The following is a 12,510-nucleotide window of genomic DNA, read 5'->3' on the forward strand; positions in this document are numbered from 1 at the left end:
GCGCCACCCCACGGCGGTGCTCAGTTGTCGGCGCCCAGTGCCACCACCGGGCTGACCCGCGACGCCCGACGGGCCGGCAGCACCCCGGCCAGCGCGGTCAGCCCGACCAGCACCACGAAGAGCCCGGCCAGCGGCAGCAGCGGCGTGGTCAGCGGTGCCTCGATCCCGAGGGTCTGGACCGCCAACCAGGCGTACGGAATCCCGAGCACCAGACCGATGGTCGCGCCGATCACCCCGTACAGGCCGGACTCGACGGTCAGCATGGTGCGCAGGCCGGTCCGGGACAGCCCGATCGCCCGGAGCAACCCGGACTCGCGTACCCGCTCCACCACCGAGAGCGCGGTCGTGGAGCCCACACCGACGACCGCGATCAGCACGGTCAGGCTGACCAGACCGACCGCGATCCAGACCAGGGTGCGCACCAACGCGTCGTTGCGGTCCCGTTCGTCGGCGAGCACCGCGAGGCCCACCCCGTCGCTGCCCCCGATCGCCTGCCGCAGCGCCCGCACGCCGGCGGTGCGACCGTCCTCGCCGACGCCGGCCGCGTCGGCCAGCAGACCGGTGTACGCGGCCGGCACACCGAGCCGGTCCAGGTCGGCCGGATCGGCGAGGATGCCCGCGTGCAGTGGCCCGTCACCGGGCAGAACCGCTGCCACCCGGACGTCGACAGTGCCGGTGGCGGCGGCGAGCGTGACCGTGTCGCCGGCCCGCAGACCCGCGTCCCGCGCGACCCAGCTGTTGAGCACGATCCGGCCGGGGCCACGATCGCTCAGGGTGCCCTGGGCCACGTCCAGGTCACCGGTGCTCGGCAACGCCGCCAGGTCCAGGTCGCTGGTCGGGTAACCGGACTCGACGGCGCCGAGCTTGTCGGTGCCGCGCAGCAGCGTGGCGTCGCCGACCATCCGGTACGGCACCACAGTGGCCAGCGCACCGCGCGCCGCCTCGGCCCGGCTCACGACGGCTGGCGGCAGCGTCCCACCGTTGCTGGTGACCTCGAAGTCGGTCGGGGCCGAGAGCGCCATCTCACGGTCGGCGAGGATCTGCAACGACGCGCCGCCGATGACCACCCCGGAGATCAGGGTCACGCCGAGCGCGACCACGACGGAGACCGCGGCGGCCCGGCGCGGCGCCCCGCCGATCCCGCCGACCGACATCCGCCCGAGCGGCCCGAGCTGGCGCAGCGGCCAACCCACCACGGCCAGCACCGGGCGCACCAGCAGCGGGCCGAGGGCCACCAGCGCGAAGAACGCCAGCGCGCCGGACCCGACCAGCAGGAGCAGCGGCATCGACGGGTCGTAGTCCGACTGGTCCGGCTTCGGCAACTGGCTGATCGTCCCGACCGCCGCCAGGATCGCGCCGACGGCCAGGAGCAGCCCGAAGACCAGACGCGCCACGCCGATGCCGCGGCGGCCGGCGGTGACGCTCGCCGCCCGCAGTGCTTCCAGCGGGGAGACCCGGGCGGCGGACAGCGCCGGTGCCAGCACGGCCAGCACGGTGATCACGACGGCGCCGAGCACCACAGTGACCGCCGCCGCCAGTGGCAGGCCCGGCGAGGAGACCGCGTGGCCGGTGGCGCGCAGGATCGCCGGCAGCGCGTAGCCGAGGATGAGGGCGCCGGCGACCCCGACGACGCCGGCGACCAGCCCGGTCAGGGCTCCCTCGGCGGTCAGTGCCCCCACCAGGGTGGCCCGACTCGCGCCGACCGCCCGCAACAGCGCGAGCTGCCGCATCCGCTGGGCGAAGACGATGCGGAAGGTCGAGGTGACCACCAGCGCCGCCGCGACGACCGCGATGGAGACGAACATGCCGACCAGGATGAAGAGTCTCCCGACCTGTTGGGCCGCCGCCTGGGCCTCGGCCTCGCGCACCTCGGCGCCGGAGCGGATCGGCTGGCCGGCGACCGCAGCGGTCACCCGTTGGCGGACCGCGTCGGTCGAGGCGCCGGGGACAACCCGCACGTCGACGCGCTCCACCGTCGTCAGACGTGCCCAGGCGATCACGGCGCTGTCCGGGGCGTACGCGTCGTAGCCGGCGTCGGCGCCGACGTCCACCACGCCGGTCACGGTGAGTGGGGCGGGCGTGGTGAGTTCACCGCCGGTACCGCTGGTGGTGGTGCCCACCGAGAGCCCGAGCCGTTCGGCGGTGCGCGGCGTGATCGCGATCTCGCCGGGCTGGTCCGGGTAGCTGCCCTCGATCACCCGGACCGTGCTCAGCGGGCCGGTGCCCGGATCGGACTGGAGGTTGAGGTACCCCTCGCCGATGGAGACCCCGGTCGCCACCCGGGCGACCGCCTCGGCCACACCGGGCACGGCCCGGACCTGCCGCACGTCCGTCACGGTGGGTGGCGGCACGTCGGCGCTGCCGATCACCAGGTCGGTGACGGCCGGGGTGCCGCTGAGGTTGTCCCGCACGGTGCGTTCGGTGATCTGTTGCACCAGCACGGTGCCGAAGACGACGAACGACGCGACCAGGATCGCCAGGCCGGTCAGGATCAGCCGGCCGGGCCGCCGGGCCGCGGCGGTCGTCTGGGTACGCAGCACTGTCGCCCTCATCGGCGGGCCGCCAGATCACGCAGGGCATCGGTGACCGACACCTGGTCCGGCTTGTCGATCTCGCCGGCCAGCCGCCCGTCGGCGAGGAGCACCACCCGGTCGGCGTACGCGGCGGCGATCGGGTCGTGGGTGACCATGACAACGGTCTGGCCGAGGTCGCGTACCGAGTCGCGCAGGATGGTGAGCACCTCCGCGCCGGAGCGGGAGTCGAGGTTGCCGGTCGGCTCGTCGGCGAAGACCACCTCGGGCCGTGCCACCAGCGCCCGGGCCAGCGCCACCCGCTGCTGCTGGCCGCCGGACAGCTCGCTGGGCCGGTGGTTCAGGCGGTCGCCGAGGCCCAGCACCCGCACCAGGTGCGCGAGGAGTTCGGCGTCGGGCTGCCGACCGGCGAGGTCCAGCGGCAGCGTGATGTTCTGCGCGGCGGTGAGCTGCGGCAGCAGGTTGAAGGACTGGAAGACGAACCCGATCCGCTCCCGGCGTACCCGAGTCAGCGTCCGGTCGGACTGGCCGGTCAGCTCCGTCCCGCCGAGCAGGACGCGGCCGGAGGTCGCCGTGTCGAGGCCGGCGAGGCAGTGCATCAGGGTCGACTTGCCGGACCCGGACGAGCCCATGATCGCGGTGAACTCGGCCCGGCCGAAGCCGACCGAGACCCCGTCCAGGGCACGGACGGCGGTGTCGCCGCTGCCGTACACCTTCACCAGGTCGACCGCGGCGACCGCGGCGTGGCTGGTCTCCGGCGGGGCGTGGGTTGTCATCGTTCCTCCAGTGGCTGCGTGGTGACCCGGAAAGCGTCGCCGCCACCGGCGGGTGGGCGCATCGGCCCGGGGCCGGGTATCGCCGGCGCAGGGTCTGCCTTTTGGCCGATCCGCCACCTCCACCCGCCTGGCTACGCTGGGTCACCATGAGCACGCCGGATCTTCGACGATGGTGGGTACGCCTGGCCCAGGCCGCCGGGCTGGTGGCCATGGGGTTGCTCGCCCTCTTCGACCTGCGGTTCGGCGCACCGGAGAGCCTGGCCGCTCTCCTGCTCCTGCTGGTGCGGATGGGGCTGGCGGTGGCAACGGTGCCGCTCTGGCTGCCAGTGCACCGGCTGGGTTCGCGGCTGCTGCCGCTGGCCGCGCTGGTGCTCGCCTGCGCCTCACTGGCCGTGACGGCAGCCGTCCTGGTCCTCTTCGACGGCAGCTATCTGATCAGCAGCAGCTGGGGGCTCGCCGAGTCGGCCGGGCTGATCGGGGTGGTCTTCGTGGTGGCCCGCTGGGGCGCGGCGCGGCTCGTCCCGTGGGCGGCGGTGGCCGCCGGGCTCGCCGTGGCCGCGCTACCGCTGCGCGTCGGCACCGAAAGCCTCCTGGTGATCTTCGGCCTGCTCCAGGTGCTCGCCGCGGCCGGCGCCGCCGGGGTGGGGCTCTACCTGCGCATCGTGGCCGCCGGCCGGGAGCGGGCCATCGCGCTGGTCCGGGCCGAGCAGCGTGCCGAGTTCGCCCGGGATCTGCACGACTTCATCGCCCACCACGTCACCGGCATCGTGGTGCAGGCACAGGGGGCCCGGTTCGTCGCCGAACAGGACCCGCAACGGGTGATCGTCGCCCTGGAGCAGATCGAGCGGGCCGGCGCGGAGACGATGGCCTCGATGCGGCGGATGGTCGGGATCCTGCGCAACCCGGACGCCCCGCCGGACGCGCCGCTGGCTCCGCTGGCCGGGGTGACCGAGCTGGAGCCGCTGCTCACCGGTTTCAACGGCGCGGCGAACGCGCCGGCACGACTGCACGTCGACGGCGACCTGAACGGGCTGCCGGTGGAGGTCTCGACGTCGGCGTACCGGGTGGTGATGGAGGGGCTGACCAACACCCGCCAGCACGCGCCGGACGCGCGGTCGGTGGACGTGGCCGTTCGGCGTACCCCGGACTGGTTGCTGGTCCGGGTCGCCGACGACGGCGCCTCGCCGCGCACCGCGCCGGCCCGGGGGCACGGCTTCGGCCTGATCGGCCTCACCGAGCGGGTACGCGCCCTCGGCGGCACGATCACCGCCGGGCCCGGCGTCGCCGGTGGCTGGGTGCTCGACGCGGCGTTCCCGCTCCAGATGGCGGTGACGCGGTGATCCGGGTGCTGATCGCCGATGACCAGGCCATGGTCCGGACCGGCTTCGGCATGATCATTGGGGCCCAGTCGGACATGGAGGTGGTCGGCGAGGCCGCCGACGGCGTCCAGACCGTCGAACTGGCCCGACGACTGCGCCCGGACGTGGTGCTGCTGGACATCCGGATGCCCCGCCTCGACGGTCTTGAGGCACTGCGGCTGCTCGCGGGGCCGGGCGTCGCCGACCCGATCCGAGTGGTCGTCGTGACGACCTTCGACCTCGACGAGTACGTGCACACGGCGCTCTCCAACGGCGCGTGCGGCTTCCTGCTCAAGGACTCCGGCCCGGCCCTGCTGGTGGAGGCGGTCCGCGCGGCCGTGTCCGGCGACGCGCTGATCAGCCCCTCGATCACGGTACGGCTGTTGGAGCACCTCAGCTCACCGGCCCCGGCGCGCGACGACGGCGGCCTGTCGCCACGGGAACTCGACGTGGTGAAGCTCGTCGCCCGGGGCCTGACCAACGCCGAGATCGCCACCCAGCTCTTCATCGCCGTCGGCACGGTCAAGACCCACCTGGCGAGCGTGCAGATGAAACTCAAGGCCCGCAACCGGGTCGAGATCGCCGCCTGGGCCTGGGAGCGCCGCCTCGTCGGCTGACGGGACACCGACCTGACCACAGCTGCCCTAAAATTCAGGGCAGTCTATTCCTGGTCCGCTGCGGTCACCCGGAAGCGAGGACTTCATCGTGCGTCATCCGTTCCGAGGAATCCGGTCCAGGGCCGCCGCGCTGGTCGCGTGCGCACTGACGGCAACTCTGGTCGCCGCCGGCGCGACCCCGGCGCACGCCGCCGACGACACCGAACGCCCCACCGCGCCCGGGCCGATCACGGTCGTCGCCATCGACACCACCTGGGTCGAACTGACCTGGGCTGCCTCGACCGACAACGTGGGCGTGGTCCGCTACCCGGTCGGCGCGCAGTTCGAGGACTCCGGCGCCCAGTACTCGACCGACACCACCAGCATCCGGATCACCAACCTGCGGCCGTCGCGCACCTACACCTTCTCGGTGCGGGCGGAGGACGCGGCCGGCAACAGCTCAGTGTCCAACCCGATCCTGCGGCTGACCATGCCACCGGGGGACGACCAACCGCCGAGCGCGCCGGGTCAACCGGTGGGGTACGACGTCGCCGCCACGGTGGTCCGGCTGCGGTGGGCGCACTCGGTGGAGAACGTCGCGCTCGACCGGTACGAGGTGTTCCGGGTCGACGCCGGCGGCACTCTCACCCGGGTCCGCGAGGTGTACCAGTACCCGCCCGTGAACAGTGCCCAGATCAGCGGGCTGACGCCGAACACCGCGTACACCTTCGTGGTGCAGGCCCGCGACGAGGCCGGCCACCTGTCCCCCCTGTCCGCGCCGGTCACCGTGACCACCCTGCCGCCACCGCCGAGCTGCGCGGTCCGATCCGTCGTGCGGCAGTGGCCGGACGGCTTCGTGGCGCACCTCGTCGTCGAGAACACCGGCTCGACGACGGTCGACGGGTGGACGATGACGTGGCGATTCTGGGCAAGCCAGCAGGTGCAGGGCATCTGGGGCGCGAAGGTCGTCGACCGCCTCAACAACAGCTACCTCCGGGTGGCCAACACCGGCCGCAACGCGGTGATCCCGCCCGGCGGCACCGTGTCGCTGGGGCTCGTCGCCACCGGCACGCAACTGCCGGAGGAGATCACGCTGAACGGCGGCCTCTGCAGGGTGGCAGACGAATAACGCTCGACTCCGGGGTCTGGCGCACGCCGCGACATCTTGCGACGCTAGCGCCTGTGTATGACTACGACCTGTTGGTGCTGGGCTCCGGACCCAGCGGTCAGAAGGCCGCGATCGCCGCCGCCAAGCTCGGCAGGCGGGTCGGCATCGTGGACCGCCGCGACATGATCGGTGGGGTGTGCATCAACACCGGCACCATCCCCTCCAAGACACTGCGCGAGGCCGTGCTCTACCTGACCGGCCTGAGCCAGCGCGACCTCTACGGCAGCAGCTACCGGGTCAAGGAGGAGATCACGGTCAGCGACCTGGCCGCCCGGACCCAGCACGTCATCACCCGACAGACCGACGTCATCCGCAATCAGCTGGCCCGCAACCGGGTCGCGATGATCACCGGCACCGGGCGTTTCGCCGACGCGCACTCGATCTGGGTCGACGGTGGCTCCGGTCGCGAGTCCAAGGTGACCTTCGACAAGATCGTCATCGCCGCGGGCACCCGCCCGGCCCGCCCGGACAGCGTCGACTTCGACGACCGGACGATCGTGGACTCCGACGGCGTCATCAACCTCCAGGCCGTACCCCGCAGCATGGTCGTGGTCGGCGCCGGCGTGATCGGCATGGAGTACGCCTCGATGTTCGCCGCGCTCGGCACGAAGGTGACAGTGGTGGAACGCCGCGAGCGGATGCTCGACTTCTGCGACGACGAGGTCGTCGAGTCACTCAAGTACCACCTGCGCGACCTCTCCGTGGCGTTCCGCTTCGGCGAGGAGGTCGCCGCCGTGGAAAAGCACCAGACGGCGGCGCTGTGCATCCTCAAGAGCGGTAAGAAGATCGTCGCGGACACGGTGATGTACTCGGCCGGGCGGCAGGGCCAGACCGACGACCTGGCACTGGAGGCCGCCGGGCTGGAGGCGGATCGACGCGGCCGGATCAAGGTCGACGCCAACTACCGCACCTCGGTGGAGAACATCTACGCCGTCGGCGACGTGATCGGCTTCCCCGCGCTCGCGTCCACCTCGATGGAGCAGGGCCGGCTGGCCGCACAACATGCCTGCGGCGAACCGATCCGGGAGATGCACGGCCTGCAACCGATCGGCATCTACACGATCCCGGAGATCAGCTTCGTCGGGCAGACCGAGGCACAGCTCACCGAGAGCTCCACACCGTTCGAGGTGGGCATCGCCCGCTACCGCGAGTTGGCCCGGGGTCAGATCGTGGGCGACTCGTACGGCATGCTGAAGCTGCTCGTCTCCCCCGAAGACGGCCGGCTGCTCGGGGTGCACGTGTTCGGCACCGCCGCCACCGAGATCGTCCACATCGGTCAGGCGGTGATGGGTTGCGGCGGCACGATCGACTACCTGGTCGACGCGGTGTTCAACTACCCGACGCTGGCCGAGGCGTACAAGGTCGCCGCCCTGGACGCGTCCAACAAGATCCGCAACATCACCCGCATCGACGGCTAGCCACGACCCCCGACCTCCACCACCTCCGCCAACTGGCTGCGGTAGTTCGGGCAGGTCGAGACGTCCTCGTGTGAGCAGTTCAGCCCGGCCTCAAGCAGATCGAGCGCCGACCGCAGCGCTGCCATCCTGGCTTGCAGCGCGCCGTGGTTGCGGCGTAGCACGTCCTTGCGGGCGGCCGGGTCGCCCGCGACGAGGAACGCCCGGATGTCCGGCAGCGACAGCCCCGCCTGCTTCGCGCGCAGGATCGAGGCCACCCGGAACAGGTCGTCGCGGCTGTAGCGGCGACGGCCGCCGGTGACCCGGGCGGGGCGGAGCAGGCCCACCGATTCCCAGTGCCGTAGTACGTGCGCTGGTAGGCCGAAGTGGTCGGCCACCTCGCCGATCGTCATCGGGCTTGACTTCATGTCGACATTAAGGCCGACCATGGCGGGCATGTCCAGTCTCCTAGCTGTCCTCGATGCCATCGAGACCGAGCCCGCGGCGGTCGAACTGCGCACCCGTTCCTACGAGCTGCTCGGCGACCTCACCGGTCGGACCGTCGTCGACGCTGGCTGCGGCAGTGGCCGCGCCGTCGCCGAGTTGGCCGAGCGCGGGGCCCACGCAGTCGGCGTCGACCTCGACCCCAAGATGATCGCCGTGGCCCGGCAGCGCTGGCCTGCCGGCGAGTTCCATGTCGGCGACGCCACCGAGCTGCCGCTGGAGACCGGATCGGCCACCTACTACCGGGCTGAGAAGGTGTTGCACGTGCTCGACGACCCGGCCCGAGCCGTGGCCGAGGCCCGGCGGGTGCTCGCACCGGGCGGCCGGGCCGTGCTGCTCGGCCAGGACTGGGACATGATCGCCGTTGACTCGGACGAGCCGGATACCGCCCGTCGGCTGGTCCACGCGAAGGCGGACTCGCTTCCGTCGCCGCGCATTGCCCGTAGGTATCGCAACCTACTGCTCGACGCCGGGTTCACCGACCCGATCGTCGAGGTGCACACCGCTGTGTTCACCGACGACACCGCGCTCGACCTGTTGAAGCGGATCACCGATGAGGAGCCCTGGCTCGCCGAGCAGGCCGAGCGCGCCCGCTCGAACCGGATTTTCGTCGTCGTGCCGATGTTCCTCGTCGCCGCCCAGGCTTGAGAGGGATCGTGGGTCGAACTCGGCGAACTGCTCCCCCACCGATGTCGGTGCTGCCCGCTACCGTGCCGGCACTGTTGACACGTTGAGAAAAGAGGCAGTGGTGGGCGCATCCGGGTGGAGCTACTTCGTCGCGTACCAGTCAGACCTGGACGCGGCGTTGGACGCGCTGCGGGACAGGGTCTTCGCGGAGGGTGCCTACTGGTGGGCCCGCGGTGAGACACCGAACTCGGCGAGCGACTATCCCAACCGTCCCGCAACGATGAAAGAGTTGTTCAGCGACGAATGGGTGCAGGAATCGGGCACCCATTCCATCCTCGACGTCTACCGAGTTCTCGACGAGGGCGAACGGCCCGAATTCGGCACTGTCGAGCCGGTGAGCGCGGCCGAGGCACTGCGCCATGCCGGCACCGAGCGGCTAACCCGCGAGCACCTGGCCGCGATCGAAGGGCTGGCCGACCAGACTTGGTTCGGCCGCTGCGCGGTCCTGCACGACGCCGAAGGCAAGCCCGAGGAAATCTACTTCTGGGGCTTCTCCGGCGACTAGCCCTCCCCCTCCCCCACTCCCCCATCCACCCACCCCGGTGATCAAGAGGTTTGCGTCATCCTGTCTGGCGTGGCGTGACGCGAACCTCTTGATCACCGAGGGTTGGGGGTTGGGATTAGCTTGCTGAGCAGGTGGGGCTGAGGCTGCCGGCGGTGCCGTTGGCCTGGAAGCCGTACTCGGTGGACTGTCCGGCGCCGACCTGGCCGTTGTACGCCACGTTCGTCCAGCTCGTCGTGCCGGTGCTACCACTGCGATTGGCGTTCCACGCGTTGGTGACCGTCGCGCCGGACGGCAGACCGATGGTGACCGTCCAGCCGCTGATGGCCGACGAACCGGCCGTCACCTTCACAGTGGCAACGAAGCCACCCGTCCACTGGTTCAGCGACACCGTCGCCGTGCAGCCGCCCTGCCCCGGAGGAGGAGTCGTGGGCGGGTCGGTGGGCGGATCGGTCGGCGGGTCGGTCGGCGGGTCGGTCGGCGGATCCGTGGGCGTGGTGCCGTTGTTCAACGCGGCGAGCACAGCGTCGTACGCGGGCTTCTTCGAGCCGTTGTTGTTGAACAGCAGCGGAGTCTGCGAAGCCCGCCACGAGTCACTGTCGCGGATGCCCCACACCGTGATGCCGTTGCAGCGGGCCACGGCCAGGCAGTCCTCGACGACGCTGCGGTAGGTGTTCGCCGAAGCGCCCTGGATGTCCAACTCGGTGATCTGCACGTCCACACCGAGCGCCGCGAAGCTCGACAGCGTGGTGCGGTAGTTGCTCACGTACGGGGATTCGTTGTTGAAGTGCGACTGGAAGCCCACGCAATCGATCGGCACGCCACGGGCCTTGAAGTCGCGCACCATGTTGTAGACGCCCTGGGTCTTGGCGTGCGTCCAGTTGTCGGTGTTGTAGTCGTTGTAGCAGAGCTTCGCGCCCGGATCCGCGGCACGCGCCGCGCGGAAAGCCGCCTCGATCCAGTCGTTGCCGGTGCGCTGGAGGTTGGAGTCGCGACGCCCTCCGGAGCTGCCGTCAGCGAACGCCTCGTTCACCACGTCCCACGCGACCACCTGACCGCGGAAGTGGGTGGCCACCTGCGTGACGTGGTTGAGCATGGCCTGCCGCAGCGGGCTGCCGCTCATGCTCTCCATCCAGCCGGGCTGCTGCGAATGCCACGCCAGCGTGTGACCCCGCACGCTCATCCCGCGGCTGCGGGCGTGGTTGACGATCTGGTCCGCCGCCCCGTAGCTGAACTGATTCTGCTGCGGCTCGGTGGCGTTCATCTTCATTTCGTTCTCGGCCGTCACCATGTTGAACTCACGGTTCAAGATCGTGGTGTAGGCACTGTCGGAGAGCTTGAATCCGGCCACCGCCGTACCGAAGTACCGACCCTTCTCGGCGGCGGACGCGCCGAGCGTCGTCCCGGCGGCTGCCGGCGCCGTCGCGAACAGCGCCATGCCGGCGGCGAGGGCACCCGCGCCGGCCAGCGCGAGCGCGGCTCTCGATGCCGCCTTCCATCTCGTACTTCTCATCGTGTGACTCCTCTTTCGGGTGGTGGGGTGGGAAGGGAAATCAGGACACCGAACAGGCGGCACCGTTGAGGGCGAACGAGGTGGGCTTGCCGGTGCCGCCCTGGTGCGTGGCCTGGAAGCCGATTTCGACCGACGCGTTCGCAGCGATGGTGTTGTTGTAGGAGACGTTGCGGGCGGTCACCGCACCGCTCGCCGGGGCGTACTGGGCGTTCCAGCCGCTGGTGATGCGCTGCCCGGTGGGCAGCGTGAAGGTCAGCGCCCAGCCGTTCACGGCTGTGGCACCGGTGTTGGTGATGGCCACGCTCGCGGTGAGGCCGCTGTTCCAGGCGTTGACCGTGTAGCCGACCCGGCAGGCGCCCTCGGTCGGTGGTGGCGTGGTCGGGGGCGGCGTGGTCGGGGGCGGAGTCGTCGGGGGCGGAGTCGTCGGCGGTGGGGTCGTCGGCGGCGCGGTGTCGTCCAGCCCGAAGAAGCGGATCACCTGCGCGGCGTCGACCGGCAGGTTGTGCGTGACACCCTGCATGCTGATCGCCTCGACCGGCGCCATCGGGCCGCTGCTGCCGTACCGGGTGCGGGTGTAGCCGGACTGCGGGGAGTCGGTGTACGTCGGGGTCTGACTCAGCCCGTGCACGTTGGTCCACTGCTTGACCTGCTCGCCGAAGTTCGGGTAGCGCAGCGTCTCGTCGTTGGTGCCGTGCCAGATCTGCATCCGGGGCCGCTGGCCGGTGTAGCCGGGGTACGCCTCCCGGACCAGGTCACCCCACTGCTGCGCGGTCCGGATGAGTTGCCCGTTGGCGCACTGGCTGTTCCACTCCGAGGTGCCGCCGGTGGCGAAGCAGGCGAACGGCACCCCGGCGAACGAGGCGCCCGCCGCGAACACGTCCGGGTAGACACCCAGCATGACGTTGGTCATCATCGCCCCGGAGGAGGTGCCGGTGGCGAAGATCCGTGCGGGGTCGGCGGAGTAGCGCTGCCGCACGTAGTCGACCATTGACATGAGCCCGACCGGGTCGCTGCCGCCGCCACGGCGTAACGCCTGCGGCGAGTAGACGTCCCAGCACTTGCTGCTGCGGGTGGCCGACGGGTAGATCACGATGAACCCGTACCGGTCGGCGAGGGATGCGTACTGGGTTCCCGAGTGGAACGCGGGGCCCGTCCCGGTGCAGTAGTGCATGGCCAGGAGGATCGCCGGTCGGGTCGCCACCCGGTCCGGGACGTACAGGTGCATTTGCAGGTTGGTGGGGTTGGTGCCGAAGTTGGCCACCTGCGTGAGCGTCGCCGCCGACGCGGGAGTGGCGAACGTCAACGCGGCGGCGGCCAGTGTCACGGCCGCCATGACGACGCCAAGCATTCTCGTCTTCAGTGTCATCGTCGCGATCCCTTGCGAAAAAGGCGCGTGGAAGGGGACTTAAGTCGAGGACTGCCCTTCGCCCGACCTTGACCGCGGCTCGCGTGACCATGTCAGCTTCAATCGAGGACACTCG

General features: G+C 70.9%; 11 protein-coding genes. 6 read left to right on the forward strand and 5 right to left on the reverse strand.

The window, feature by feature from the left end:
• Positions 1-20 precede the first annotated feature (20 nt).
• Both ACQRWP_RS12970 and ACQRWP_RS12975 read right to left on the reverse strand, forming a co-directional pair.
• Positions 21-2,540: an FtsX-like permease family protein gene (locus tag ACQRWP_RS12970; RefSeq protein WP_430502472.1), complete on the reverse strand. Its 2,520-nt coding sequence runs from the start codon at positions 2,538-2,540 to the stop codon at positions 21-23.
• 8 nt (positions 2,541-2,548) lie between these two features.
• The gene (locus tag ACQRWP_RS12975) at positions 2,549-3,307 is read right to left on the reverse strand and encodes an ABC transporter ATP-binding protein (protein ID WP_196923481.1); all 759 of its coding nucleotides are present in this window, start codon (positions 3,305-3,307) and stop codon (positions 2,549-2,551) included.
• A 146-nt stretch (positions 3,308-3,453) separates the two neighbouring features.
• Between ACQRWP_RS12975 and ACQRWP_RS12980 the strand changes: the two genes are divergently transcribed.
• The 4 genes from ACQRWP_RS12980 (at position 3,454) to sthA (ending at position 7,847) form a co-directional block, all read left to right on the forward strand.
• A complete protein-coding gene (locus tag ACQRWP_RS12980) occupies positions 3,454-4,647 on the forward strand; it encodes a sensor histidine kinase (RefSeq protein WP_430502473.1) in 1,194 nt (397 codons plus the stop codon).
• A complete protein-coding gene (locus tag ACQRWP_RS12985) occupies positions 4,644-5,282 on the forward strand; it encodes a response regulator (RefSeq protein WP_430502474.1) in 639 nt (212 codons plus the stop codon). Before ACQRWP_RS12980 ends, ACQRWP_RS12985 begins: the two co-directional genes overlap by 4 nt.
• Before the next feature lie 88 nt (positions 5,283-5,370).
• Entirely contained in the window at positions 5,371-6,390 is a 1,020-nt protein-coding gene (locus ACQRWP_RS12990; protein WP_430502475.1) for a fibronectin type III domain-containing protein, read from the forward strand.
• 53 nt (positions 6,391-6,443) lie between these two features.
• Entirely contained in the window at positions 6,444-7,847 is a 1,404-nt protein-coding gene (gene sthA / locus ACQRWP_RS12995) for a Si-specific NAD(P)(+) transhydrogenase (protein WP_430502476.1), read from the forward strand.
• On the opposite strand, the gene ACQRWP_RS13000 is transcribed toward sthA, so the two are convergent.
• Entirely contained in the window at positions 7,844-8,281 is a 438-nt protein-coding gene (locus ACQRWP_RS13000; RefSeq protein WP_430502477.1) for a MerR family transcriptional regulator, read from the reverse strand. The genes sthA and ACQRWP_RS13000 overlap by 4 nt on opposite strands.
• On the opposite strand from ACQRWP_RS13000, the gene ACQRWP_RS13005 reads away from it, so the two are divergent.
• The gene (locus ACQRWP_RS13005) at positions 8,280-8,975 is read left to right on the forward strand and encodes a methyltransferase domain-containing protein (protein WP_430502478.1); all 696 of its coding nucleotides are present in this window, start codon (positions 8,280-8,282) and stop codon (positions 8,973-8,975) included. The two genes, ACQRWP_RS13000 and ACQRWP_RS13005, sit on opposite strands and share 2 nt — an antisense overlap.
• 100 nt (positions 8,976-9,075) lie before the next feature.
• Positions 9,076-9,519 carry a hypothetical protein gene (locus ACQRWP_RS13010; RefSeq protein WP_430502479.1) on the forward strand — a complete coding sequence of 148 codons (444 nt, stop codon included), beginning with the start codon at positions 9,076-9,078 and terminating at the stop codon, positions 9,517-9,519.
• Between the two features lie 115 nt (positions 9,520-9,634).
• On the opposite strand, the gene ACQRWP_RS13015 is transcribed toward ACQRWP_RS13010, so the two are convergent.
• On the reverse strand, positions 9,635-11,029 hold the full coding sequence (locus tag ACQRWP_RS13015) for an endo-1,4-beta-xylanase (RefSeq protein ID WP_430502480.1): 1,395 nt from the start codon (positions 11,027-11,029) through the stop codon (positions 9,635-9,637).
• 40 nt (positions 11,030-11,069) lie between these two features.
• A complete protein-coding gene (locus tag ACQRWP_RS13020) occupies positions 11,070-12,395 on the reverse strand; it encodes an extracellular catalytic domain type 1 short-chain-length polyhydroxyalkanoate depolymerase (protein ID WP_430502481.1) in 1,326 nt (441 codons plus the stop codon).
• Positions 12,396-12,510: the final 115 nt, after the last annotated feature.

It is taken from the genome of Micromonospora trifolii, assembly GCF_050516465.1.
GTDB lineage: Bacteria > Actinomycetota > Actinomycetes > Mycobacteriales > Micromonosporaceae > Micromonospora > Micromonospora trifolii.

Excerpts from the sequence above, each read along its gene's own strand:
- ACQRWP_RS12975 (WP_196923481.1), bottom strand. The coding sequence starts at position 3,307 with ATGACAACCCACGCCCCGCCGGAGACCAGCCACGCCGCGGTCGCCGCG.
- ACQRWP_RS12980 (WP_430502473.1), top strand. The coding sequence starts at position 3,454 with ATGAGCACGCCGGATCTTCGACGATGGTGGGTACGCCTGGCCCAGGCC.
- ACQRWP_RS13005 (WP_430502478.1), top strand. The coding sequence starts at position 8,280 with ATGTCCAGTCTCCTAGCTGTCCTCGATGCCATCGAGACCGAGCCCGCG.
- ACQRWP_RS13000 (WP_430502477.1), bottom strand. The coding sequence starts at position 8,281 with ATGCCCGCCATGGTCGGCCTTAATGTCGACATGAAGTCAAGCCCGATG.
- ACQRWP_RS13015 (WP_430502480.1), bottom strand. The coding sequence starts at position 11,029 with ATGAGAAGTACGAGATGGAAGGCGGCATCGAGAGCCGCGCTCGCGCTG.
- ACQRWP_RS13020 (WP_430502481.1), bottom strand. The coding sequence starts at position 12,395 with ATGACACTGAAGACGAGAATGCTTGGCGTCGTCATGGCGGCCGTGACA.